19 protein-coding genes and 2 pseudogenes are annotated in these 22,690 nt (G+C 72.8%); 10 read left to right on the forward strand and 11 right to left on the reverse strand.

The genetic code is table 11. The features are described from left to right. The first annotated feature begins 173 nt into the window (after nucleotides 1-173). Nucleotides 174-1,658: an NAD(P)H-hydrate dehydratase gene (locus QM699_RS11280; RefSeq protein WP_415011215.1), complete on the forward strand. Its 1,485-nt coding sequence runs from the start codon at nucleotides 174-176 to the stop codon at nucleotides 1,656-1,658. On the opposite strand, the gene QM699_RS11285 is transcribed toward QM699_RS11280, so the two are convergent. From QM699_RS11285 to QM699_RS11295, 3 genes are read right to left on the reverse strand one after another with little or no spacing between them, the layout of a single operon-like run. Next, a complete protein-coding gene (locus QM699_RS11285) occupies nucleotides 1,645-3,213 on the reverse strand; it encodes an AMP-binding protein (RefSeq protein ID WP_415011216.1) in 1,569 nt (522 codons plus the stop codon). The genes QM699_RS11280 and QM699_RS11285 overlap by 14 nt on opposite strands. 49 nt (nucleotides 3,214-3,262) lie before the next feature. Next, nucleotides 3,263-3,946, reverse strand: a complete 684-nt coding sequence (locus QM699_RS11290) for a DsbA family protein (RefSeq protein ID WP_415011217.1) — start codon at nucleotides 3,944-3,946, stop codon at nucleotides 3,263-3,265. Between the two features lie 11 nt (nucleotides 3,947-3,957). Then, nucleotides 3,958-4,392 carry a DUF721 domain-containing protein gene (locus tag QM699_RS11295; RefSeq protein WP_415011218.1) on the reverse strand — a complete coding sequence of 145 codons (435 nt, stop codon included), beginning with the start codon at nucleotides 4,390-4,392 and terminating at the stop codon, nucleotides 3,958-3,960. 173 nt (nucleotides 4,393-4,565) lie between these two features. Here QM699_RS11295 and QM699_RS11300 point away from each other — a divergent pair, with 173 nt between their 5' ends. Further along, on the forward strand, nucleotides 4,566-5,594 hold the full coding sequence (locus QM699_RS11300; RefSeq protein ID WP_415012746.1) for an A/G-specific adenine glycosylase: 1,029 nt from the start codon (nucleotides 4,566-4,568) through the stop codon (nucleotides 5,592-5,594). A 15-nt stretch (nucleotides 5,595-5,609) separates the two neighbouring features. Here QM699_RS11300 and QM699_RS11305 read toward each other — a convergent pair. Further along, nucleotides 5,610-5,945, reverse strand: a pseudogene (locus tag QM699_RS11305) (VOC family protein); the annotation flags it as partial. 47 nt (nucleotides 5,946-5,992) lie between these two features. Then, complete coding sequence (locus tag QM699_RS11310) at nucleotides 5,993-6,679, reverse strand: helix-turn-helix transcriptional regulator (protein ID WP_415011219.1); 687 nt, start codon at nucleotides 6,677-6,679, stop codon at nucleotides 5,993-5,995. A 112-nt stretch (nucleotides 6,680-6,791) separates the two neighbouring features. Here QM699_RS11310 and QM699_RS11315 point away from each other — a divergent pair, with 112 nt between their 5' ends. After that, nucleotides 6,792-7,244, forward strand: a complete 453-nt coding sequence (locus QM699_RS11315) for a hypothetical protein (RefSeq protein WP_415011220.1) — start codon at nucleotides 6,792-6,794, stop codon at nucleotides 7,242-7,244. Between the two features lie 22 nt (nucleotides 7,245-7,266). Here the strand turns inward: QM699_RS11315 and QM699_RS11320 are convergent, their stop codons facing one another. Beyond that, on the reverse strand, nucleotides 7,267-8,025 hold the full coding sequence (locus QM699_RS11320; protein WP_415011221.1) for an SDR family oxidoreductase: 759 nt from the start codon (nucleotides 8,023-8,025) through the stop codon (nucleotides 7,267-7,269). Between the two features lie 198 nt (nucleotides 8,026-8,223). Here QM699_RS11320 and QM699_RS11325 point away from each other — a divergent pair, with 198 nt between their 5' ends. Then, nucleotides 8,224-9,570 (forward strand): TldD/PmbA family protein, encoded by a 1,347-nt coding sequence (locus QM699_RS11325; RefSeq protein WP_415011222.1) that lies wholly within the window; start codon nucleotides 8,224-8,226, stop codon nucleotides 9,568-9,570. After that, nucleotides 9,563-10,333: a 3'(2'),5'-bisphosphate nucleotidase CysQ gene (locus QM699_RS11330; protein ID WP_415011223.1), complete on the forward strand. Its 771-nt coding sequence runs from the start codon at nucleotides 9,563-9,565 to the stop codon at nucleotides 10,331-10,333. Before QM699_RS11325 ends, QM699_RS11330 begins: the two co-directional genes overlap by 8 nt. A gap of 51 nt (nucleotides 10,334-10,384) precedes the next feature. Here QM699_RS11330 and QM699_RS11335 read toward each other — a convergent pair whose 3' ends face one another. Next, on the reverse strand, nucleotides 10,385-11,629 hold the full coding sequence (locus QM699_RS11335) for an aminotransferase class V-fold PLP-dependent enzyme (protein WP_415011224.1): 1,245 nt from the start codon (nucleotides 11,627-11,629) through the stop codon (nucleotides 10,385-10,387). Between the two features lie 98 nt (nucleotides 11,630-11,727). Between QM699_RS11335 and pheT the strand changes: the two genes are divergently transcribed. After that, nucleotides 11,728-14,121 carry a phenylalanine--tRNA ligase subunit beta gene (gene pheT / locus QM699_RS11340; RefSeq protein WP_415011225.1) on the forward strand — a complete coding sequence of 798 codons (2,394 nt, stop codon included), beginning with the start codon at nucleotides 11,728-11,730 and terminating at the stop codon, nucleotides 14,119-14,121. A gap of 110 nt (nucleotides 14,122-14,231) precedes the next feature. After that, nucleotides 14,232-14,603, forward strand: coding sequence for a large conductance mechanosensitive channel protein MscL (mscL, locus tag QM699_RS11345; protein ID WP_415012747.1), 372 nt, complete (start codon nucleotides 14,232-14,234; stop codon nucleotides 14,601-14,603). Nucleotides 14,604-14,936: 333 nt separating this feature from the next. Here the strand turns inward: mscL and QM699_RS11350 are convergent, their stop codons facing one another. From QM699_RS11350 to QM699_RS11360, 3 genes and pseudogenes are all read right to left on the reverse strand, one after another. Continuing rightward, the gene (locus QM699_RS11350; RefSeq protein WP_415011226.1) at nucleotides 14,937-15,950 is read right to left on the reverse strand and encodes a zinc-dependent alcohol dehydrogenase family protein; all 1,014 of its coding nucleotides are present in this window, start codon (nucleotides 15,948-15,950) and stop codon (nucleotides 14,937-14,939) included. Continuing rightward, nucleotides 15,934-16,962: an NAD(+) synthase gene (locus QM699_RS11355; RefSeq protein ID WP_415011227.1), complete on the reverse strand. Its 1,029-nt coding sequence runs from the start codon at nucleotides 16,960-16,962 to the stop codon at nucleotides 15,934-15,936. The genes QM699_RS11350 and QM699_RS11355 overlap by 17 nt, the downstream gene beginning before the upstream one ends. Continuing rightward, a pseudogene (locus tag QM699_RS11360) lies at nucleotides 16,919-18,037 on the reverse strand (nitrilase-related carbon-nitrogen hydrolase); the annotation flags it as partial. The gene QM699_RS11355 and the pseudogene QM699_RS11360, both read right to left, overlap by 44 nt. Before the next feature lie 110 nt (nucleotides 18,038-18,147). Between QM699_RS11360 and fabF the strand changes: the two are divergent. Further along, complete coding sequence (gene fabF / locus QM699_RS11365) at nucleotides 18,148-19,407, forward strand: beta-ketoacyl-ACP synthase II (protein WP_415011228.1); 1,260 nt, start codon at nucleotides 18,148-18,150, stop codon at nucleotides 19,405-19,407. A 10-nt stretch (nucleotides 19,408-19,417) separates the two neighbouring features. Continuing rightward, nucleotides 19,418-20,575, forward strand: coding sequence for an endolytic transglycosylase MltG (mltG, locus tag QM699_RS11370; protein ID WP_415011229.1), 1,158 nt, complete (start codon nucleotides 19,418-19,420; stop codon nucleotides 20,573-20,575). 33 nt (nucleotides 20,576-20,608) lie between these two features. Here mltG and QM699_RS11375 read toward each other — a convergent pair whose 3' ends face one another. Then, nucleotides 20,609-21,697 carry a hypothetical protein gene (locus QM699_RS11375; protein ID WP_415011230.1) on the reverse strand — a complete coding sequence of 363 codons (1,089 nt, stop codon included), beginning with the start codon at nucleotides 21,695-21,697 and terminating at the stop codon, nucleotides 20,609-20,611. Between the two features lie 180 nt (nucleotides 21,698-21,877). On the opposite strand from QM699_RS11375, the gene QM699_RS11380 reads away from it, so the two are divergent. Beyond that, nucleotides 21,878-22,657 carry a DUF2189 domain-containing protein gene (locus QM699_RS11380; protein WP_415011231.1) on the forward strand — a complete coding sequence of 260 codons (780 nt, stop codon included), beginning with the start codon at nucleotides 21,878-21,880 and terminating at the stop codon, nucleotides 22,655-22,657. The last annotated feature ends 33 nt before the right edge of the window (nucleotides 22,658-22,690 follow it).

Below are 22,690 nucleotides of genomic sequence, written 5' to 3' on the forward strand. Positions count from 1 at the left end.
GGATCTCCGTTACCGGCGCGCATCATAGGGCACGGAGCGGGATTGCCCACCCGTCCGCGGCCTGCCCGGCGTGGCCGGTCGCCGAAGGTTGACCAAACCCCTTCCCGCGGCTTGCGCGCCGACGGGCCGGTGGCGCAGGATGCCCGGCTCTGGTGCCGACCCCGAGGGATGCCATGCTCGAACTTCTCACTACCGCCCAGATGGCCGAAGCCGACCGCCTCGCGATCGCGGGCGGCGTGCCCGGGATCGAGCTGATGGAGCGCGCCGGCGCCGCGGTCGCCGAGGTCGCGGCGGCGCGGGTGCCGAACGGCCGGCTGCTGGTGCTCTGCGGTCCGGGCAACAATGGCGGCGACGGCTTCGTCGCGGCCCGGCGCCTGCGGGCCGCGGGCCGCGACGTCGCGCTGCACCTGCTCGGCGATCCCGCCCGGATCACCGGGGACGCGCGCGCCGCCTTCGATCGCTGGGGCGGCCCCACCCACCCGGCGGACGTGGCCCTGCCCGAGGCCGCCGGCGTCATCGACGCGCTGTTCGGCGCCGGCCTCGACCGGCCGATCGACGGACGCGCCGCGCGCATCGTCACCGAGATCAACGGGCGCGGCGTGCCGGTGATCGCGGTCGATGTGCCGAGCGGGGTTTCCGGCGACACCGGCGAGGTGATGGGCACCGCGATCGAGGCGGCCGCCACCGTCACGTTCTTCCGGCTGAAGCCGGGGCACCTGCTCTACCCCGGACGCGACCTGTGCGGCGACGTGACGCTCGCCGACATCGGCATCCCCGCGGCGGTGCTCGACACGCTGGCCCCGCGGGTCTGGCGCAACGGCCGCGTGCTCTGGGCGAAGGACATGCGCGCGCCCACGGCAGACGGGCACAAGTACCACCGCGGCCACGCGGTCGTCGTGTCGGGCGGCATGGCGCGCACCGGCGCCGCGCGGCTCGCGGCCGGGGCGGCGCTGCGCGCCGGGGCCGGGCTCGTGACGCTGGCGAGCCCGCCGGAGGCGCTGGCGGTCAACGCCGCGCACCTGACCGCGGTCATGCTGCGCCGGATGGATGGCGCCGAGGGCCTCGCAGCGCTGCTCGCCGATCCCCGGATCAGCGTGGCGGCGCTCGGACCGGGCCTCGGCACCGGAGCGGCGGAACAGGCGCTCGTCACGGCCGCGCTGGCCGCGCCCGCTGCACTGGTGCTCGACGCCGACGCGCTGACCCTCTGGCAGGACGCGCCCGACGCGCTCTTCGCCGCCATCGCCGGCCGGGCGGCGCCCGTCGTCCTGACGCCGCACGAAGGCGAGTTCGCCCGGCTGTTTCCCGACCTCGCCGGCCCGAAGCCCGCGCGCGCCCGCGCCGCCGCCGCCCGCTCCGGCGCGACCGTGGTGCTGAAGGGGCCCGACACCGTGATCGCCGCACCCGACGGGCGGCTCGCGATCAACGGCAACGCCCCGGCGTGGCTCGCGACCGCAGGCTCCGGCGACGTGCTCGCCGGGATCGCCACCGGCCTGCTTGCCCAGGGCGTGCCCGGGTTCGAAGCCGCCGGCGCCGCGGTCTGGTTCCATGGCGCCGCGGGCACGGAAGCAGGCCCGGGTCTGACCGCCGAGGATTCGGAGCCCGCGCTGCGCGGGGTGCTGCGCCGGCTCTGGGCCCCGACCGGCTTCACCCTGCCCTGATCGCTACGACGCGAGCAGGGCCTGCAGGCGCGGCAGGTCGGTCTTGCCCGAGGCCATCACCGGGATCTCCTCGAGGACCCGCACCTCGGACGGCACGAGGATCTCGGCGATGCCGGCGGCGCGGGCGCGCTCGCGCAGCGAGTTCGAGCGAGGCGGCGGGGTGGGCGATCGCCACCACCACCCGCTCGCCCTTGCGCTCGCACGGCAGCGCCACGGCGCCGAGCGGCTCGCCCGGCCAGACGTCCGCGGCCAGCGCCTCGACCAGCGCCAGCGACACCATCTCGCCGCCGATCTTGGCGAAGCGCTTGGCCCGGCCGACGATGGTGACGTGGCCCTCCGGCCCGACCTGCACGATGTCGCCGGTGTCGTACCAGCCCTCCGGCGGCGCCGCGATGCCGTCGGCCGATCCCGACAGCAGGTAGCCCGCCATCACGTTCGGCCCGCGCACCGACAGCCGGCTGCCCTCGACCCCGGGCATCGGCGCGAATCGCGGCTCGATGCCGGGCAGCAGGCGCCCGACCGTGCCCGGGCGGGGGTCGTCGAGATCGTTGAGCGCCATGACCGGCCCGGTCTCGGTGGCGCCGTACCCCTCGAGGATCACCGCGCCGAAACGGTCGGACCAGATCGCCCGCGTGGTCGCCTTGACCGGCTCCGCCCCCGCGACCACCGCGCGCAGATGGACGAAGTGCTCGCGGGTGGCCCGGCGGCCCCAGCCGGCGAGGAAGGTGTCGGTGCCGAACAGGATCGTCGCATCCAGCCGCTTGGCCAGCTCGGGGATCACCCGGTAGTGCAGCGGCGAGGGGTGCAGGCCGGTACGGATGCCGGTGGCCAGCGTCAGGACGATGCCGGCGGTCAGCCCGAAGCTGTGGAACAGCGGCAGCGCCGAGACCGCCCGGTCGTCCGGCCCGATCGGCGCGCGCGCCTGCAGCTGCGCCACGTTGGCGAGCAGGTTGCCGTGGGTGAGCACGACGCCCTTCGGCGCCCCCTCGGTCCCTGAGGTGAAAAGCACCGCCGCCTCGGCATCGCGGCGCAGTCCGCCCGGCGCGCGGTGCCGGGTGACGAGGCCGACGAGCTTGTCGAGCAGGCCCGCCGCCTCGCGCAGGTCCTCGGTCCAGACCACGTCGAAGCCGTCCGTCCGGATCGTCTCGATCAGATCGCCGAAGCCGCCCTGCTCGATGAAGGCGCGGCTGGTCAGGACGCTGCGGCAACCGGCGGTGCGCAGCGCCGAGACAAGTGGCCCGGTGCCGACGGTCGGGTTGAGCATTGCCGGCACCCGGCCCGCGCGCCAGAACGCGAGCAGGACCACCACGGCACCCGGCGCCGCGGGCAGCAGCACGCCGACCCGCTCGCCCGTCGCGAACCGGGCGCGCAGGCCGCGCTCCAGCACCGCGGCGCCGAGCGCGATCTGGCCGTAGGTGAGCGACTTGCCCTCGATGTCCTCGAAGGCGACGCGGTCGCTGCCAAAGGAACGCCGCGCGGCGAGGATCGCCTCGGGCAGCGACGCGAAGCGGTCCAGCGCCTCGAAACGTCTCGTCTCGTCCGTCCGGTCCACCATCGCCCCCCGTTCCGGCTTCTCTCGGCCGGCGCCAGGCCGACCCGTTGCGTCAGGCGCCGAGCGCCTTGTCGAGTTCGGCCTTGAACTGATCGTAGGGCATGTAGCCGCTGCCGACCTTCTTGCCACCCATGATGAAGGTGGGCGTCGAGTTGATGCCGTCGGCGGCGGCATTCTTCTGATAGGCGGCGACGAGCGATTCCGCAAAGGCGCGGTCGTTCATGCACTTGTCCATTTCCGCGTCGGACAGGCCCGCCTGCCGGCCGATGCGGTAGAGCGCCTGCATCATCGAGGCGTCGTCGCGCACCGAGCCGTCCGGGTTCACCATCCAGGCGTTCTGCGTCGAGAACACCAGGTCGGCGATGCCGAAATAGCGATCGGCCGGCGCACACCGGGCAATCATCGCCGCCCAGAGCCCGGGCTTGTTGAAATAGACCTCGCGGAAGATCCAGCGGATCTTGCCGGTGTCGATGTAGTCCTTCTTCACCTGCGGAAAGGTGTCGCGGTTGAAGTCGGCACAGTGCGGGCAGCTGTACATGGCATATTCGATCACCGTCAGCGGCGCGTTCGGATCGCCGAGCGCCATGTCGGCCACCGGCGCAGGCGAAGGGACCGGCGCGGGGGCGGGCGCCGGCGTCTCCTGCGCCCAGCCGATCCGCGGCAGGCCGAAGGCCACGATCGGCGCGAGCACGAGGGCGGCAGCGAGGATCTGGCGGCGGGTGAGGGTCGATTGCATCGGCTATCCAGTCAGTTCTTCGGGGTCCGCGCCCGGATTACCACATTCCGCGCCAGTGTCTCCAACGCGGATTCGAGCTCGCCATCACCAATGGTTGAAAGACTCTCGGCGGCCGCGCCGATGTCGGGCGGCGGCCCCTCCAGCGGGGCGCGGGCCGGGGCGGGCGGCGCGACGAAGCCGGCGGGAGCGTGGGCGAGCTGGATGCGGCCGACCGTGCCGGGCCCGAGCGCGGCGTTCACCCGGTCGCGCAGCATCGGGATGAGCATCTGCAGCCGCGGCGCGTGCGCCCCGGCGACCGCGAGGGTGAGCAGGCAGCCGGCCGGGCCGCGGGCGGCGGTGAGCTTCAGCGGCGCGCAGACCGACGCCAGCTCGGCGCCGGCGATCTCGGGCCAGAGCGCGCGCAGGCGCGCCTGGGCGAAGCCACGCCTCGACGCGGCCTTCGCCATGTGCGAACTCGATGAGGCCGCCGGCGCGGACGAAGCCGCGGGCGCGCCGGCCCCTGCCGCCGGGACCGTTGCCGCTGGGGAGACTGTCGTTCATGGGCGCCAAGGTTAACGGCTGGCGCGACGCTTGTCAGGGAGAACGGATGCAGGTCGTGGCGCCACGGCTCGGCCCGGAGATGGCCGGAGAGCTGCTCGACTGGTACGACCGCTTCGCCCGGGTGCTGCCATGGCGCGCGCCACCGGGGGCGCCGCCGCCCCCCGCCTATGCCGTGTGGCTCTCCGAGGTGATGCTGCAACAGACGACGGTCGCGGCGGCCGGCGGCTACTTCACGCGGTTCCTCGCGCGCTGGCCGACGGTCGGCGACCTCGCCGCGGCCGAGGACGCCGAGGTGATGGCCGCCTGGGCCGGGCTCGGGTACTACGCCCGCGCCCGCAACCTGCTCGCCTGCGCCCGGGTGGTGGCGCACGAGCGGGGCGGCCGGTTCCCCGACGACGAGGCCGGCCTCATCGCGCTGCCCGGGGTCGGGCCCTACACCGCGGCAGCGATCGCGGCGATCGCCTTCGGGCGCCGCGCCGTGGTGGTCGACGGCAACGTCGAGCGGGTGATGGCCCGGCTCGGACGGATCGAGACGCCGCTGCCGGCGGCAAAGCCGCTGATCCGCGCCCTCGCCGACCGGCTGACCCCGGACGCGCGGCCGGGCGACTACGCGCAGGCGGTGATGGACCTCGGCGCGACGATCTGCACGCCGCGGGCGCCCGCCTGTGGCATCTGCCCGTGGCGCGATCCCTGCGCGGCCCGGGCGGCGGGCGACGCGGAGCGCCTGCCGGCCCGGGCGGAGAAGCCGGCGAAGCCGGTGCGCCACGGCATCGCCTGGCTGGCGCTGCGCGACGACGGCGCGGTGCTGGCGGAGACCCGACCGGCACGCGGGCTGCTCGGCGGGATGCTGGCCCTGCCCTCGACCGAGTGGACCGAGGCAGGACCGGCGGGGGCCCCGCCTTTCCCCGCCGCCTGGCGCGACCTCGGCGTCGAGGCGCGCCACACCTTCACCCATTTTCACCTGATCCTGCGGGTGCACGGCGTGCGCGCGCCGGCCGGCAGCCCGGGCGACTTCCGCCCGGCGGCGGGGCTCGACGCCGCCCTGCCGACGGTGATGCGCAAGGCGCTGCGCCTCGGCCTGCCGGCGCTTCAGTCGGCGGGCGCATAGAATCCGCAGACGGTGGCCGTCCGGGTCGGTGGCGACGAAGCTGCGGCCGAAGTCGAGGTCGGTCGGCGGCATCAGGATCGCCACGCCGCGCGCCGACCAGTCGGCATGCGTCGCATCGACCGCAGCATAGTCGTCGACCCGGATGCCGATCTCGGCCGCGCCCGGCGCGCCGGCAGTTGCGGGCACTACGGTGTCGCGCGACCAGAGGCCGAGCATCAGTCCGAAGTCGAGCGCGAACATCGCGAAGGTCTCCGAGGCTTCGACCGGCGCGCGGTCAAAGAGCCCGGCGTAGAAGCGGCCGCTGGCCTGCGGGCTCGCCACGTGGAGGAGGATGAGGGGATTGCTTGCCATCTCGCGGTCCTTTCTTGCGATGGACCCTGCCCTAGCCGGTGCCGCTGTCAGATTCCGGCAGCAGCGATGCCGAGCGCCGCCTTCCAGGCGCGAACGAGCGCAAGCCGGCGCTTCGGATAGCGCGCGTCCAGCGGCGTGATCGACGCGATGCGATCGGCACGGAAATGGCGAAAGTCCCCGCGCAGTTCGCACCACGCGACCACGACGCGGGCGCGGTCGAAATGCGTGAGCGCGATCGGCCAGATGGTGCGGCGCGACGGCGCGTCGCCCCGGTCGCGGTAGCCGATCTCCACCTTGCGCTCGAGCCGGATCGCCCGGCGGACCAGCGTCATGTCGGCGCCGTCCTCGCCGCCCGGGCCGACGAGGAGGCCGCTCGAGTCCAGTTCGTCCCGGCGCGCCGGCGGCAGCACCGCCTCGATCTTGGCCAGCACGTCGGCCGCGGCGGCGGCAAGCGGCGGATCGCCGCGCCGCGCCACCCAGCGGGCGCCGAGCACCAGCGCCTCCACCTCGTCCTCGGAGAACATCAGCGGCGGCAGCAGAAAGCCCGGACGCAGCACGTAGCCGAGGCCCGCCTCGCCGACGATGTCCGCCCCCTGCCCCTGCAGCGTGGCGATATCGCGGTAGAGCGTGCGCAGGCTGACACCGAGCGCGTCGGCCAGCACCTGCCCGGTCGCCGGCGCGCGGTGTCGGCGCAGGATCTGCAGGAGGTCGAGCAGGCGTTCGGAACGTGACATGGGGCGGCATCCTGCCACCGGGCCGCGGGCGATGCACCCCCGTCGCAAGGGGTTGCCAAGCGCCGGCCGTTCGCGTCGACTCCGGCGCGAGAGTCTGTGGAGAACGAGTTGCATGGCCGAGGATCGCTCGAAATGGACGGCCGACGCGCTGCGCCGCGAAATGGTCGAGCGCGAGATGAAGGCGGCCGAGGCGGAGGCGAAGCTGCACGAGGCCGAGCACGCGCGCCTCGTCGCCTTCACCCAGGATTTCCTGATGCACCACATCGGCCCGGATGAGCTGAAGGAGGTGCGAAGGCGCGTCGAGGCGGCGGCGAAGCGCGGCGCGTTCGAGGCGCTGATCTACACGTTTCCGTCGTCGCTCTGCACCGACGACGGCCGGGCGATCAACAGCGGCAATCCGGAGTGGCCCGCGACGCTGCAGGGCAAGGCGAAGGAGCTGTTCGACATCTGGGACCGGCACGCCCGGGCGATGGGATACCGGCTGAAGGCCGAGATCGTGACCTTTCCCGGCGGCATCCCCGGCGACGTGGGGCTGCTCTTGAACTGGGCGCCGCTCGCCGGCTGAGCCGCCCGGGCGGCGCGCGAGTCTAGAGACCGATCCGCGCGCGCATCTCCGGCTGGCGCAGCGAGATCTCCTGCCCGGCGAACTCGGCGGCGTCCTCGGTGAGCAGCCAGACCAGCGCGCGGGCGGGGTCCGTCACCGGCGCGTGCTGGGAAAAGTCCATCTGGCTGACGGCGTTGATGCCGCTCGCCTTGATCCGGCGCTGCATGTCGGTCGCCACCGTGCCCGGCGACAGCGAGTAGACCCGGATGCCGCGGCCGCGGTTCTCCAGATGGGCGCAGCGCGTCAGCATCGAGGTCGCGGCCTTGGCGGCGCAGTAGTGGCTCCAGCCCTCCAGCGGATTGTGCGCGGCGCCCGATCCGACATTGACGATGACCCCGGCGCCCTGCGCCCGCATCTCCGGCAGCACCGCGCGCATGCCGTTGAAGACGCCCTTGAAGTTGACGTCGGTCGCGTGCGCCCAGGCGCGGGGATCGGCGCTTGCGAGCGGCCCGATCGGCTCGATGACGCCCGCGTTGTTGACGATCGCGTCAACCCGGCCAAAGGCCTCGTGCGCCCGGCCGATGGCCGCCTGCACCTGGGTGAACTCGGCCACGTCGCAGGTCATCGCCTCGGCGACATGGCCCGCCTTGCGCAGGCGCGAGGCGAGCGCGGTGATGCCCTCCGCGCTGCGGGCGAGCAGCAGCACCGACGCCCCCTCCCCCGCCATCTCCTCCGCAGCGGCGGCGCCGATGCCGCGGCTCGCGCCGGTGACGACCACGGTCTTTCCCGAGAGCTTTCCCATCGCCGCCGTTCCCCCCAGAAGGCAATTTTCCGTCATGAAAGGCGCTCGCGGGGCGAAAGGCAAGCGTGACGTGCGGCGCAAGCGGCAAGCCTTTGATTTTACGCCGCCGTTCGCCGCAGCGCACCAACGCCCGCAGCGCCGGTTGTAAGGGCGCGAGAAACCGCCTAGGTAGCGGCGCGGACCATCGGGAGGCATGGCATGGCGGACGATCTGGCAGGCCTGACGGAACGGCTGCTCGCCGCGGCGAAGGCGGCCGGCGCCGAGGCGGCGGACGCCCTTGCGGTGGCGGGCGAGAGCCTCGGGATCGAGGTCAGGAACGGCGCCCTCGAGCACGCCGAGCGGGCAGAAGGCATCGACGTCGGCCTGCGCGTGCTGCTCGGCCGGCGGCAGGCCTGCGTCTCGTCGAGCGACACCCGGCCCGAGACCCTGGCGGCCATGGCCGAGCGCGCCGTCGCCATGGCCCGCGAGGCGCCGGAGGACCCCTGGTGCGGTCTCGCCGCGCCGGAGGATCTGGCGACCGGGTGGGATGTGGCCGCGCTCGACCTCGAGGACACGTCGCCGCTGCCCGCGCCAGCCGAGCTCGAGGCGGCGGCCCGCGCGGCCGAGGCTGCGGCAGCGGCGGTGCCGGGGATCACCCTGATGGAGGCCGCCGGCGCCAGCTGGTCGCGGAGCCGGGTGCATCTGGCCGCGAGCAACGGCTTTTCCGGCGGCTATCGCCGGACCTCGCACGCGCTGCAGGCGGTGGCGATCACCGGCGAGGGCACCGGGATGGAGCGCGACTATGCCTTCGAGAGCCGCACCCACCGCGCCGACCTGCCGGAGCCCGAGGCGATCGGCCGGCTCGCCGGCGAGCGCACCGCCGCCCGGGCCGGCGCGGGCAAGCCGCCGACCGGCGCATTCCCCGTGCTCTACGATGAGCGCGTCGCCTCCGCGCTGATCGGCCATCTGGTCTCGGCGATCAACGGCACCGCGATCGCACGCGGGGCGAGCTGGCTGAAGAGCGCGATGGACGAGGCGGTGCTGCCCGCCGGGCTCGATCTGGTCGAGGATCCGCTGCGGCCGCGCGTCGGCGGCTCGCGGCCGTTCGACGGCGAGGGGCTGCCGGTGGCGCGCCGCGTGCTGGTCGCCGACGGGGTGCTGCGGTCCTGGACGCTCGATCTCGCCACCGGCCGCCAGCTCGGGCTGCCGAGCACGGCCAACGCGGTGCGCGGGCCGTCGTCGCCGCCCTCGCCGGCGGCGGGCAACCTCGCGCTGACCCAAGGCGCGCTGGACCGGGACGCGCTCATGGCCGAGGCCGGGACCGGGCTGCTCGTCACCGCGATGCTCGGCGCCTCGATCAACCCGACGACCGGCGACTATTCGCGCGGGGCGAGCGGCTTCTGGTTCGAGAACGGCCAGATCGTGCGGCCGGTGAACGAATGCACCATCGCCGGCAACCTGGGCGAGATGCTGATGACGATCCGCCCGGCGAACGACGCGCGGCCGTGGCTCGGCCGGGTGGTGCCGAGCCTGCTGGTCGAAGGGCTGGTCATCGCCGGTGATTGACGCCGAACTCCTTGCCAGCGCGGTGCGCGAGGCGGGCGCGCTCGCACTCGCCCGCGTCGGCGCCCCCGGCACGGTGGTGGAAAAGCCCGACGGCGGCGGGCCGGTCAGCGAGGCTGACCTCGCGGTCGACCGGCTGTTGCGCGACCGACTGCTGTCGGCCCGGCCGGACTATGGCTGGCTGTCGGAGGAGACCGAGGACAGCACGGCGCGGCTGGCCGCAACACGGGCGTTCGTGATCGACCCGATCGACGGCACCCGCGCCTATCTCGCCGGCCAGCCGACCTGGGCGATCTCGGCGGCGATCGTCGAGGCGGGCGAGCCGATTGCCGGGGTCGTCCACATGCCCGCGCTCGGCAAGACCTATGCCGCGCGGCGCGGTGCCGGCGCCACGCGCAACGGCCGGCCGATCGCGCCGAGCGCCCGGAGCGAGCTGGACGGCGCCGAGGTGCTCGCGAACGCCAACCAGCTTGCCCCGGGGTTCTGGCCCGGCGGCATCCCGTCGGTGGCGCGACAGTTCCGCCCGTCGATCGCCTACCGGCTGTGCCTGGTGGCGGAAGGCCGCTTCGACGCCACGCTGACGTTCCGGCCGAGCTGGGAGTGGGACGTGGCGGCGGGCGACCTGATCGCCCGCGAGGCGGGCGCCCTCGTCACCGACGGGCGCGGCCAGCGGCTTGCCTTCAACCGGCCCGATCCGCGGGTGGCCGGGATCATCGTCGCCCCCGCCCCGCTGCACGCGGCGCTGCTGGCGCGACGGCTCGGGTAGCGGCAGGGCCCTGACAGCCGGCGCCTGAGCTGTTCCAGCCGCGCCTCGCGCTCAGTCCCGCGGCGCGTCCAGCACCGCGTCCAGCCCCGCGATCGCCTGCCCGACCTCCGCCGCACTCGTGTAGTGCACGAAGCTCAGCCGCAGCACCCCGTGGTCCGGCTCGATCCCCAGCGCCTGCAGCAGGCGCACCGCGTAGAAATCACCGCCGCCCGCCATCACCCCATGCGGCGCCAGCGCCGCCGCAACGGCCGCCCCCGGCTGCGCGCAGACCATCGACACCGTCGGCACCCGCCGGCCCGCATCCGCCGGCCCGACCAGCCGCACGTCGTTCCGCGCTGCCGCCCAGTCGAGCAGCGGCTGCAGCAGCCGCGTCTCGTGCGCCCGCATCAGCCCGCGCACCCGGGCGCTCGCCTGCCGCAATCCCGCCGGCTCGCCCGGGAAATGCCGCCGGTCGAGCGCCTCGACATAGTCCGCCACCCCGGCGAGCGCCGCCACCTGCGCATGATCCGGCCCCGCCGGCGTCAGCCGCTTCGCGGCGATCCCCGCATTGAACCAGTGTCCCTGATTCGGCAGTGCCTCGGCCAGCGACCGCCGCACCACCATCACCCCCTGGTGCGGCCCATAGGTCTTGTAGGAGGAGAACAGGTAGACGTCGGCCCCGAGCGCGCCGACGTCCGGCAGACCGTGCGGCGCGTGGCTCACCCCGTCGACACAGGCGACCGCCCCGGCGTCGTGCACCATCGCGACGAGTGCGGCCACGTCGTTCGTCTCGCCGACGATGTTCGAGCAGTGCGGGAACGCCACCAGCCGCACCCGCCCGTCGAGCAGCGCCGCGAGCCCGGCTGGGTCGAGGTGCCCGCTCGCCGGATCGACCCGCCACTCCCGCACCTCGACGCCGCCTTCCGCCAGCCGCCGCCAGACGCCGGAGTTCGCCTCGTGGTCCTGATCCGTCACCACCAGCGCGTCGCCGGGCGCCAGCATCTGCCGGAACGCCTGCGCCAGCACATAGGTGTTCTGGCTCGTCGACGGCCCGACCAGCAGCTCGTCGCCCTCGACCCCCAGCAGCTCCGCCAGCCGCGCGCGGCCCTCGTCCATCTCCGCGCCGCCCAGCCGGCTCGCCGCGTAGGGCGCATACGGCTGCACCTTGCGCTGCCGGTAGAACCGCGTCAGCCGGTCGATCACCTGCCCGCAGGCATACGAGCCGCCCGCATTCTCGAAGAACGCCTGCCCGGCCAGCGACGGCTCCGAGAACGCCGGAAACTGCGCACGCACGAACTCCAGATCCAGCTCAGGCATTCTTTCCCTCCTCGCGCCCCGCGGAACTCGGGGCTTCCCCTTCCGCGGCCCATCCCGTATGTCCGCGGCCTATCGCAAGACCCCGGGGCACGCCACCGATGAAGTTCACCCTCGCCTGGCTCAAGGAGCACCTCGACACCTCCGCCGCGCTCGAGGACATCACCTTCGCCCTCACCGACCTCGGGCTCGAGGTCGAGGGCGTGGCGAACCCGGCCGCCCGCCTCGAGGCGTTCACCGTGGGCGAGATCCTCGAAGCGACCCCGCACCCCGACGCCGACAAGCTCCGCGTCTGCCGCGTGCTGACGGCCGGCGGCGAGACGCAGATCGTCTGCGGCGCCCCCAATGCGCGCGCCGGCATCAAGGTCGTGGTGTCGAAGCCCGGCGACTACATCCCCGGCATCGACACCACCATCAAGGTCGGCAGGATCCGCGGCGTCGAGAGCCACGGCATGATGCTGTCCGAGCGCGAGATGGAGCTCTCCGACGCCCACACCGGCATCGTCGAGCTTGACCCCGCCGCCCCGGTCGGCGCCCGCTTCATCGACGTGCGCAGCTTCGATCCGGTGATCGAGATCACCGTCACGCCCAACCGCCCCGATGCGCTTGGCGTCGCAGGCATCGCCCGCGACCTCGCCGCCCGCGGCCTCGGGCGGCTCATCACCCCCGCCATCGCGCCGGTGCCGGGCAGCTTCCCCTGCCCGGTCGCGGTCTACCTCGCGCCCGACGTCGCCACCGAGGCCTGCCCGCTCTTCGCCGGCCGGCTGATCCGCGGCGTCACCAACGGTCCCTCGCCGCAGTGGCTGCAGGACCGCCTGCGCGCCATCGGCCTGCGGCCGATCTCGGCGCTCGTCGACATCACCAACTTCCTCACCTTCGACCGCAACCGGCCGCTGCACGTCTTCGACGCCGACAAGCTCGACGGGCCGCTCACCGTCCGCCTCGCCCGGCCGGGCGAGACCATCCGCACGCTCGACGGCAAGGACTACACCTTCGACGGCAGCGAGACGGTGATCGCCGACGGCACGGGCGTCGACAGCATCGGCGGCATCAAGGGCGGCCTGCGCACCAGCGCCACCGAGGCGACGACCAACGTCTTCGTCGAGGCGGCCTATTTCGATCCCGTCCGCACCGCGCGCGCCGGCCGCCGGCTCAACGCCGCTTCCGACGCGCGCTATCGCTTCGAGCGCGGCGTCGACCCGGCCTTCACCCCCGTCGGCCTCGAGCTTGCCACCCGGCTCATCCTCGAGCTCTGCGGCGGCGAAGCCTCGGACGTCGGGATCGCCGGAAGCGTGCCGGCCGTCACCCGGCGCTATCGGTTCGATCCCGCCCGCGTGGTCAGCCTCGTCGGCATGGACATCGCCGAGCCGGAGCAGCTCCGCATCCTCGACAGCCTCGGCTTCACCGTCGACGGTCGGGAGGTCACGCCGCCGAGCTGGCGCCCCGACATCCTCGGCGATGCCGACATCGTGGAAGAGATCGCCCGCGTCGCCTCGATGAGCCGCCTCGAAGGCAAGCCGCTCTCCCGTCCGGCCGGCGTCGCCCGCCCGATCGTCTCGCCGATGCAGCGCCGCGAGCGCGACGTCCGCCGCCGCATCGCCGCCCTCGGCTTCAACGAGTGCGTCACCTACAGTTTCATCGACCGCACGGCCGCCGAGCTGTTCGGCGGCGGCGCCGACACGGTGCGCCTCGAAAACCCGATCAGCTCGGAGATGAGCCACCTGCGGCCCAACCTGCTGCCCGGCCTGCTGCGCGCCGCGGCACGCAACCAGGCCCGCGGGTTTGCCGACCTCGCGCTCTTCGAGATCGGCCCGGGCTTTCCCGGCGGCGAGCCGGGCGAGCAGATGCTGCTCGCCTGCGGCCTGCGCGTCGGTGCGACCGCTCCACGCGACCCGATGGGCACGCGCCGCCCGGTCGACCTCTGGGATGCCAAGCGCGACGCCGAGGCGGCCCTCGCGGCGATCGGCGCGCCCGCGAGCCTGATGGTCCGCCGCGACGTGCCGGGCTGGTTCCACCCCGGCCGCTCCGCCCTGCTGTCGCTCGGGCCGAAGACCGAGCTCGCGGTCTTCGGCGAGCTTCACCCGAAGGTTCTCGCCGCCCTCGACGTCAAGGGCCCGGCGGTCGCCTTCGCGATCCGTCTCGAAGCGGTCCCCTTCCCCAAGGCGCGCGCCACCACCCGGCCGCCGCTCGTCGCCTCCGACTTCCAGCCGGTCGAACGCGACTTCGCCTTCGTGCTCGATGCCCGCGTCGAGGCCGAGGCCGTGCTGAAGGCCGCCCGCGCCGCCGACAAGGCGCTGATCGAGGCGGTCAGCGTGTTCGACGTCTTCGACGGACCGAAGGCCGAGGCGCAGATGGGGCCGGGCAAGAAATCGCTGGCGATCAGCGTTCGCCTCGCGCCGACCGACCGCACCCTCACCGACGCCGAGATCGACGCGGTGGCGGGCAAGGTCGTCGCCAGCGTGGCAAAGGCGACCGGCGGCAGCCTGCGGACCTGACCCGCGCGGGTTGCCACCCCTCCCGACGGCGCTACCTCAGTTCACGGAACGGAACACGGGAGAAGCCAGTGATAAAGGAATTCCGCGACTTCATCGCGCACGGCAACGTGATGGATTTCGCCGTCGGCATCATCATCGGTGCCGCCTTCACGGCGATCGTCACCAGCCTCGTGAACGACCTCATCAACCCGCTGATCGGTTTCGTCATCGGCGGCATCGACTTTTCGAGCTACCAGATCTCGCTCGGCGAGGGCGAACACGCGGCCACCTTCCGCTACGGCGCCTTCCTGACCGCGGTCATCAACTTCCTCATCATCGCCTGGGTGGTGTTCCTGCTCGTCAAGGCGGTCAACAAGGCCCGCAACATGGTGCCGGCAGAAAAGGCGCCGGACGAGCCCAAGGGCCCGACCCAGGAAGAAGTGCTGATCGAGATCCGCGACCTGCTGCGCGACCGAGCGGTCCCGCTGCCGCCCAGCGCCTGACGCGCAGACGTCGGCCACACCGACTCCAGCCGGAACCGCGTCCGAGGTCCCGCACGTCCGCGATTGTCACAGACGTGCGGGATGCCTCGATCCAGGCCGAACGCGCAGCAATCGCCGGTTCTGGATATGGATCGGTCTTGATACCGGCACCCGAAACTTGCCGCAGCAAGTGACGTGGGCCGTCTTCCTCCCTGAATTGCCCCTGGTTCGAGGCTTGGTCCGGCTACCCCGGTGCCAAAACGTTACCCGGCGACCCTATGCGCCGCAAATGCAATCGCGGGCCTTTGACATGCCGGATTCGACATGCCGGCCGGACGGTCCCGACTGCCCCGCTCACAGGCCGGGATCGACCAGCACCTTCACGTCCCCCGGCAGCGCCGGACCGGAGATGGCACCCGCCGCCTCGTCCAGCGACACCGTGCGCGAGATGAGCGGCGCCACGTCCACCGCCCCCGAGGCGATCAGCGCGATCGCCCGCGTCGTGGTGAACGGGTTGATGAAGGCGAAGTCGAGCCGGATCTCGCGGAAGAGAAGGTCAAAGGGCTGGATCGGCACCGTCGCCCCGGCGGCGAGCACGCCGAGCACCACCACCCGGCCGCCGGCGCGCGCCAGCCACGGCGCGGCGGCCACCGTCGCCGGCACCCCGGCGCATTCCACCACCAGATCGGCGCCCTCGGGCCAGAGCTCCCGCGCCGCCTCCGGTGTCGGCGCCGTGGCGACCGCCCCGAGCTGCCGGCCCAGCGCCTGCTTGCCCTCGCTGCGGGTCAGCAGCATCGTCTCGGCCCCTGCGAGCCGCGCCAACTGAACCGCGAGCTGGCCGATCACACCGCCCCCGAGCACCAGCACCCGCTCGCCCGGCCGCGGCGCGCCGACGTCGAGCCCGTGCAGCGTGCAGGCCAGCGGCTCGGCGAACGCGCCCTGCGCCAGCCCGAGCCCGGCGGGCAGCGGCAGTGCCTTCCACGCCGGGATCACCGCGTACTCCGCGAAGCCGCCGTCGCGATGGATCCCCGTCGCCACGTTGCGGGGGCAGAGGTTGACCCGCCCCCGGTTGCACGCGTCGCACGTCCCGCACCAGGTGTTCGGATCGCACGCGACCGGCGTCCCCAGCGCCATCGAGACCCCCGCCCCGACCGCCGCCACCGTGCCGGAAAACTCATGGCCGAGCGTCACGGGCGGCTCGCTCGGGAACTCCCCGAGATAGAGATGCCGATCCGTGCCGCAGATGCCGGCAGCCGCGATCTTCACCAGCACCTCGCCCGGCCCCGGATCGGGCACCGGCACCTCGACGCAGCGCAGGTCGCCGGTCGCGATCAGTCTTAGAGCACGCATCTCAAGCCTCCGGTACATTGCGCGCCAGCTCGTCGAGCCAGGGCTGTTCAGACGAATCCGACGGGGCCCTCCAGTCGCCGCGCGGCGACAGCGCGCCGGCCGACGACACCTTCGGGCCGTTCGGGATCGCCGAGCGCTTGAACTGGCTGAACGCGAAGAACCGCCGCAGGAAAACCTCGAGCCACCCGCGTATCGTCGCGAGGTCGTAGGCGCGCCGCGCGTCCGGCGGAAAATCCGCCGGCCAGAGCCCGGCCTCGGCATCGCGCCAGGCGTGCCAAGCGAGAAACGCCACCTTCGACGGGGCATGTCCCCAGCGCATGACCTGATGCAGGAAGAAGTCGTGCAGCTCGTAGGGACCGATCTTCGACTCGGTGCTCTGGATCGCGCCGCTCGCATCGGCGGGCACCAGCTCGGGCGAGATCTCGGTGCCGAGGATCGCCGCCAGCACGTCCGCTGTCGCCGCATCGACCTGGGTCCGCGCCGTCCAGCGGATCAGGTACTGGATCAGCGTCTTCGGCACGCCGCAGTTGACGGCGTAGTGGCTCATCTGGTCGCCGACCCCGTAGGTGCACCAGCCGAGCGCCAGCTCCGACAGGTCACCCGTTCCCACCACCAGCCCGCCGCGCTGGTTCGCCAGCCGGAACAGGTAGTCGGTCCGAAGCCCCGCCTGCACGTTCTCGAACGTCACGTCATAGACCGGCTCGCCACCCGCGAACGGATGCCCCATGTCGGCCAGCATCTGCCGCGCCGCCGGCCGGATGTCGATCTCGTCGGCGGTGACGCCGGTCGCCCGCATCAGCTTCCAGGCGTTCGACTTCGTGCCCTCGCTCGTCGCGAAACCGGGCATGGTGAAGCCGAGAATGGCACTGCGCGGCAGCCCGAGCCGGTCGCAGACCTTGGCGGCCACGATGAGCGCGTGGGTCGAGTTCGAGCCCGCCAGAGACCCCGATGACCAGCGTCCGGCTCCCCGTCGCCTGAAACCGGCGGGCGAGCCCCTCGACCTGGATGCTGAATGCCTCGAAACAGTCATCTTCCAGCTTCTCCGGCCGGTTCGGCACGAACGGAAACCGCCGGATCCGCCGCACCAGCCCGATGTCGCGAAATCCCGGACGGTGCTCGAAGCCGATGCGCCGGAACGGCCGCGCCAGCCCTTCGGCCGCATCGGCGAATGTGCCCATCCGCGTCCGCTCGGCGAGGATGCGGCCGGTGTCGACGTCGGCGGTGCAGAGCCCGGGCACCAGCGGAAAGCGCTCGGACTCCGCCAGCAGGTCGCCCAGCTCGTAGATCACCGCCTGTCCGTCCCACGCGAGATCCGTCGTGCTCTCGCCCGGCCCGGCGGCCGCGTAGAGATAGGCCGCCACCGCCCGGGCCGACTGCGAGCGGCAGAGCATGTGCCGCTCGTCGGACTTGCCGATGGTGCTGTTCGACGCCGACAGGTTGGCAAGGATCGTCGCCCCGGCCAGCGCCCCGTCCGACGACGGCGGATGCGCCGCCCAGAAGTCTTCGCAGATCTCCGCATGCACGAGAAACCCCGGCAGGTCGCTCGCCTCGAACAGCAGGTCGACCCCGAAGGGCGCCTCGATCCCGCCCACCCGGATCGTCTCGCCGACGACGCCCCGGCCATGGGCGAACCACCGCTTCTCGTAGAACTCGCGATAGTTCGGCAGGTACGATTTCGGCACCACCCCGAGCAGCCGCCCGCGCGAGATCGCCAGCGCGCAGTTGTAGAGCCGCCCGCGATGCCGCAGCGGCGCGCCGACGAGCAGCAGCGGCGTCAGGTTGGCGCTCGCCTCGACCAGCGCCGCGACCGCCGCCTCCACCGCGTCGAGCAGCGCGGTCTGCATCAGCAGGTCGTCGATCGCGTAGGACGACAGCGACAGCTCTGGAAACACCACCAGATCCACTTCCGCCGCCGACGCCCGCCGCGCCTCGGCGAGCAGGGCGTCGCGGTTGAAGGCGACATCCGCCGGCCGCACCCGCGGCGTGCTCGCCGCGACCCGGACGAAGCCGTGCCGGTGCATGGCATAGAACTGCGTCGGCTCCGTCCCTTCGATCATGCGCTCCCCCGGCCCGCTGGTTACAGGACTAGCTACCGCCTCGCGCATGCGCGGTCGAGCGGCAGATTGCGCGCCGAAATTTCGGTGCGAGGAACGAGGCTTGTCGCTCCGGGCGCTTTCGCGGTAAACGGGGCCGGATTTCACGGGGAGGGGTGCCGATGCGGCGAGTGGTCATTACCGGAATGGGCATGGTCTCGCCGCTCGCATGCGGCGTCGAGGAGACCTGGAAGCGGCTCGTTGCCGGCAAGTCCGGCGCCGGCCGCATCACCCGCTTCGACCCGAGCCACCTCGCCACGCACATCGCCTGCGAGGTGCCGCTGGGCGACGGCTCGGACGGCACGTTCAACGCCGACGACTGGATGGCGCCGAAGGACCAGCGCAAGGTCGACACCTTCATCCTCTTCGCCGTCGCCGCCGCCGAGATGGCGCTGACCGATGCCGGCTGGAAGCCCGAGGACGAGGCCGAGCGCGAGCGCGCCGGCGTCATCATCGGCTCGGGGATCGGCGGCCTCTCCACCATCGCCGACACCTCGATCATCCTTCGCGACAAGGGACCGCGCCGCGTGTCGCCGTTCTTCATCCCGGGCAGCCTCATCAACCTCGGCTCCGGCCAGGTCTCGATCCGCTACGGCTTCAAGGGGCCGAACCACTCGGTCGTGACCGCCTGCTCCACCGGCGCGCACGCGATCGGCGACGGGGCGCGGCTGATCCAGTACGGCGACGCCGACGTGATGGTCGCGGGCGGCGCCGAGGCGGCGATCTGCGAGCTCGGCATCGCCGGGTTCAACGCCTGCAAGGCGCTCTCGACCGCCTACAACGACACGCCCGAGCGCGCGAGCCGCCCCTACGACAAGGACCGCGACGGCTTCGTCATGGGCGAGGGCGCGGGCGTCGTGGTGCTGGAGGAGTACGAGCACGCGAAGGCGCGCGGGGCCAAGATCTATGCCGAGGTGGTGGGCTACGGCCTGTCGGGCGACGCCTACCACATCACCGCGCCCGCCGAAGACGGCGACGGGGCGTTCCGCTCGATGTCGGCGGCGCTGAAGCGGGCGGGGATCGCGCCGGGAGACGTCGACTACATCAATGCGCACGGCACCTCGACGATGGCCGACGTGATCGAGCTCGCGGCGGTCGAGCGGTTGCTCGGGAGTGCCGCCGGCAAGGTGACGATGTCCTCGACCAAATCGTCGACCGGCCACCTGCTCGGCGCCGCCGGCGCGATCGAGGCGATCTTCTCGGTCCTCGCCATCCGCGACAACCTGGCGCCGCCGACGATCAACCTCGACAATCCCTCGACCGACACCGCGCTCGACCTCGCCCCGTGGAAGCCGGTGTCGAAGCCGATCGACGTCGCGCTCTCCAACTCGTTCGGCTTCGGCGGCACCAACGCCTCGCTGGTGCTCCGGCGGGTGGAGTGAGCGCCGCGCGATGATGCGCCATGTCGCGGCCAACGCGCTCACCCTTCTCATCGTCGGGCTGGTGGTGCTCTTCGGCCTCATCACGTGGGGCCAGTCGCAGTTCCGCGCGCCCGGCCCGCTCGCCGCGCCCGCCGACTTCGTCGTCGACAAGGGCGAGACCTTTGCCAGCGTCTCCGACAAGCTGCTGGCGCAGGGTGTCATCTCGAACGCCACGATCCTCAGGATCGGCGCCCGCTACGCCCACCTCGACGGCAGCCTGAAGTTCGGCGAGTACCAGATCCCCGCCGGCGCCTCGATGGAAGACGTGCTGAAGCTGCTGAACGCCGGCGGCAACATCGTGCGCCAGATCGTCGTGCCGGAGGGCCTGACCAGCGCCCAGGTGGTCGCTATGGTCGAGGCGCGCGACGATCTCGTCGGCACGGTGACGGCCACGCCGCCCGAGGGCATGCTCGCCCCCGCCGGCTATGACGTGCAGCGCGGCGACGACCGCACCGCGCTTCTCGCCCGGATGCAGGCGGAGCAGGAGCGCATCCTCGCCGCCGCCTGGGCGGGGCGCGCCCCCGATCTGCCGCTGAAGTCGCCGGACGAGCTTCTGACGCTCGCCTCCATCGTCGAGAAGGAAACCGGCGTCGCAACGGAACGCGCCCGTGTCGCCTCGGTCTTCGTCAACCGCCTGAAGCGCGGCATGCGGCTGCAGACCGACCCGACGGTGATCTACGGCATCACCAACGGCGCCGCGCCGCTCGGGCGCGGCCTGCGCGCCAGCGAGCTGGCCGCGCCCACGCCGTTCAACACCTACATCGTCGCCGGGCTGCCGCCGACGCCGATCGCCAACCCCGGTGCCGACGCGATCGAGGCCGCGGCGCACCCGGAGAAGACGGATTTCCTCTACTTCGTCGCCGACGGCACCGGAGGCCATGTGTTCGCGAGCACCCTCGACGCGCACAACCGCAACGTCGCCGCCTGGCGCAAGATCGAGGCCCAGCGCATCGCCGAGGAACGTGCGGCCGCCGCGGCGCAACCCGCCCCGGCCGACGCCGCCAGCCCCGACTCCGCGACCCCGGACGCCGCAACTCCCGACGCCGCGCCCGACTCGCCGGATGGCTCCGGCACCCCGGCCGAGGGCACCCCGGGGCAGGTGGACGGCCCGAAGCCGCGCCAGCCCTGAGCGACGGGCGGGACCAGCGGCCCCGCCCCCGCCTCACCTGTCGCCGAGAAACTCCGGGTCGAACGGCACGGTCTCGCGCCGACCGCTCACGTCGGTCAGCACCAGCTTGCCGCCGCCCACGGTGATGTCCATCACCTCGCTCCAGCCGTCGGGCACCGGGATCGCCCCGAGAGCATAGCGCACGTCGACGCGGCCGCCGAGCGTCACCGCGGTGCGATACCCCTGCCGCGAGAGGTCGTTGTCACCCCCGGACACCGCCGGCCCGTCGCCGAAATGCGCGCAGGTCTCCTCGATGCCCAGCACGGCCAGGTGCCGCGACGACCACGGCGCATAGCTCCGCCCGCCGTTGCTCATCCAGAGCGAGGTCTGGGTGAGCACGCTCGCATCCTTCACCGCGAAGAACACGAAGCCGTCCACCTTCGCCACCGCCGCCGACCAGCCGACGCGCGCGGCCTGCGGATCGAACAGCGTCAGGAAATCTTCCTGCGTCTCCGCCCACGGATACCGGCTGAGATCGAGCCGCCGCCCGTCGACCAGCCCGACGTCGGCCAGCGAGTCGAACCGTTGCGGATAGGCGAGGAGCGAGCGCCCGCGCGCCGGATCGCTCTCCTGCGGCGTGGTCGGCGTCGCACCGAAGTCCTTCGGCGAGAACGACACCCGGGCACCGCCCGGCACCCGGATCATCGCATGGTGCGCGATCGGGACGCGCCCCGAGCCGCCGCGCAGGACATGCCGCTGATAGACCACCGGGTGCCCGGGCCGCAGCGTCATCTCCTTGCTCACCACCGCGCCGTTCACCCGCTCGGGCAGCTCGAACCGCCCGGTCTTCGAGCCATCCGCGCCGACGTCGATGCCCTCGAGCTGCCAGCGGCCATTCGCCGGCCAGCCGTGCGCCGGGATCGCGGGATCATCGGTCCTGCCGAACGGCGCGCAGAAGAAGTCACCCTCGAGCACGGCGAGATGCGGCGCCGCGTCCGCCGGCATCGCGTCCAGCTCCTGCACCCATGGCGCGCGGTGCAGCGGCGCGAGCCGATGGCCGTTGCGCTCGATCACCAGATCGGCCAGCATGCCACCACGCGGCTCCACGGCAAGCGAGATGCCCTCCACGACCAGTCGACACATCGGCGGCCCCCTGTTCCCGTGTATGTTTCGTGACGGGCAAAGGCCACGAAAGCTTGCGCCATGTCAACGCGCTGCTCCCGCCACCTCGTGCAAGCTGCGATGCTGGCGCCCGCGGATCGACCGCGGGCCGGATCGGCCGGTCCTGCAGGGTCGACGGCCTGCCCCGGAGAGGAGACGCCCATGAACCCGACTGCCGCCCCGCTCGCCCCCCAGTGGCCGACGGTTCGCCGCATCAGCGCGGACGACGCCTATGCCGCGCTCGCTGCCGGCTGGGCGGACTTCCGGGCGGCGCCGCGCTACGGCCTGTTCTTCGGCGGCGTCTATGCCGTCGTCGGGATCGCGATCTTCCTGCAGCTCTGGGTGCTGCACCAGTCGCTCTGGATCGTGCCCTTCGCGTTCGCCTTCCCGCTCGTCGGCCCGTTCGCGGCCATCGGTCTCTACGAGGTGAGCCGCCGCCGCGAGGCCGGAGAGCCGCTCGACGCCCGGGCGATCCTCGGCGTCGTCTGGCAGGCGCGCACGCGGCAGATCCCGATGATGGCCTTCGTGGTGCTCGCGGGCTTCCTGATCTGGATGTGGGCCGCCGGAATGCTCACCCTGCTCTTCCTCGGTCACTCGACGGCCGGTCCCGCCGATCTCGACAGCCTGCTCGCCTCCGGCGGCGGTCACGCGCTGCTGGTCGTCGGCGGTCTCGTGGGGGCCGCCATCGCCGCCACGCTGTTCGCGCTCACCGTCGTGTCGCTGCCCCTGCTCCTCGACCGGGATCTCGATGTCGTCACCGCCATGGCCACCAGCGTTCAGGCGGTGATGACGAACCCGCAGGCGATGCTGCACTGGGCGTGGATCGTCGTGGGCGTGCTCGCGGTCGCCATGGTGCCGCTCTTTCTCGGCGTCGTCGTCGGCCTGCCGGTGCTCGGCCACGCCACGTGGCATCTCTACCGCCGGGTCATCGCGCCGGCCTGAGCGCAAGCCGGCGCCGCTTGCATCCTCCGCCGC

Origin of the sequence: Amaricoccus sp., assembly GCF_047602525.1 — a bacterium.
Classification (GTDB): Bacteria; Pseudomonadota; Alphaproteobacteria; order Rhodobacterales; family Rhodobacteraceae; genus Amaricoccus.

What these genes read in the sequence shown, in the direction of transcription:
- QM699_RS11280 (WP_415011215.1), top strand. Translation starts at nt 174, where the DNA reads ATGCTCGAACTTCTCACTACCGCCCAGATGGCCGAAGCCGACCGCCTC.
- QM699_RS11285 (WP_415011216.1), bottom strand. Translation starts at nt 3,213, where the DNA reads ATGGTGGACCGGACGGACGAGACGAGACGTTTCGAGGCGCTGGACCGC.
- QM699_RS11290 (WP_415011217.1), bottom strand. Translation starts at nt 3,946, where the DNA reads ATGCAATCGACCCTCACCCGCCGCCAGATCCTCGCTGCCGCCCTCGTG.
- QM699_RS11295 (WP_415011218.1), bottom strand. Translation starts at nt 4,392, where the DNA reads ATGGCGAAGGCCGCGTCGAGGCGTGGCTTCGCCCAGGCGCGCCTGCGC.
- QM699_RS11300 (WP_415012746.1), top strand. Translation starts at nt 4,566, where the DNA reads ATGGCCGGAGAGCTGCTCGACTGGTACGACCGCTTCGCCCGGGTGCTG.
- QM699_RS11310 (WP_415011219.1), bottom strand. Translation starts at nt 6,679, where the DNA reads ATGTCACGTTCCGAACGCCTGCTCGACCTCCTGCAGATCCTGCGCCGA.
- QM699_RS11315 (WP_415011220.1), top strand. Translation starts at nt 6,792, where the DNA reads ATGGCCGAGGATCGCTCGAAATGGACGGCCGACGCGCTGCGCCGCGAA.
- QM699_RS11320 (WP_415011221.1), bottom strand. Translation starts at nt 8,025, where the DNA reads ATGGGAAAGCTCTCGGGAAAGACCGTGGTCGTCACCGGCGCGAGCCGC.
- QM699_RS11325 (WP_415011222.1), top strand. Translation starts at nt 8,224, where the DNA reads ATGGCGGACGATCTGGCAGGCCTGACGGAACGGCTGCTCGCCGCGGCG.
- QM699_RS11335 (WP_415011224.1), bottom strand. Translation starts at nt 11,629, where the DNA reads ATGCCTGAGCTGGATCTGGAGTTCGTGCGTGCGCAGTTTCCGGCGTTC.
- pheT (WP_415011225.1), top strand. Translation starts at nt 11,728, where the DNA reads ATGAAGTTCACCCTCGCCTGGCTCAAGGAGCACCTCGACACCTCCGCC.
- mscL (WP_415012747.1), top strand. Translation starts at nt 14,232, where the DNA reads ATGGATTTCGCCGTCGGCATCATCATCGGTGCCGCCTTCACGGCGATC.
- QM699_RS11350 (WP_415011226.1), bottom strand. Translation starts at nt 15,950, where the DNA reads ATGTACCGGAGGCTTGAGATGCGTGCTCTAAGACTGATCGCGACCGGC.
- QM699_RS11355 (WP_415011227.1), bottom strand. Translation starts at nt 16,962, where the DNA reads ATGACTGTTTCGAGGCATTCAGCATCCAGGTCGAGGGGCTCGCCCGCC.
- fabF (WP_415011228.1), top strand. Translation starts at nt 18,148, where the DNA reads ATGCGGCGAGTGGTCATTACCGGAATGGGCATGGTCTCGCCGCTCGCA.
- mltG (WP_415011229.1), top strand. Translation starts at nt 19,418, where the DNA reads ATGATGCGCCATGTCGCGGCCAACGCGCTCACCCTTCTCATCGTCGGG.
- QM699_RS11375 (WP_415011230.1), bottom strand. Translation starts at nt 21,697, where the DNA reads ATGTGTCGACTGGTCGTGGAGGGCATCTCGCTTGCCGTGGAGCCGCGT.
- QM699_RS11380 (WP_415011231.1), top strand. Translation starts at nt 21,878, where the DNA reads ATGAACCCGACTGCCGCCCCGCTCGCCCCCCAGTGGCCGACGGTTCGC.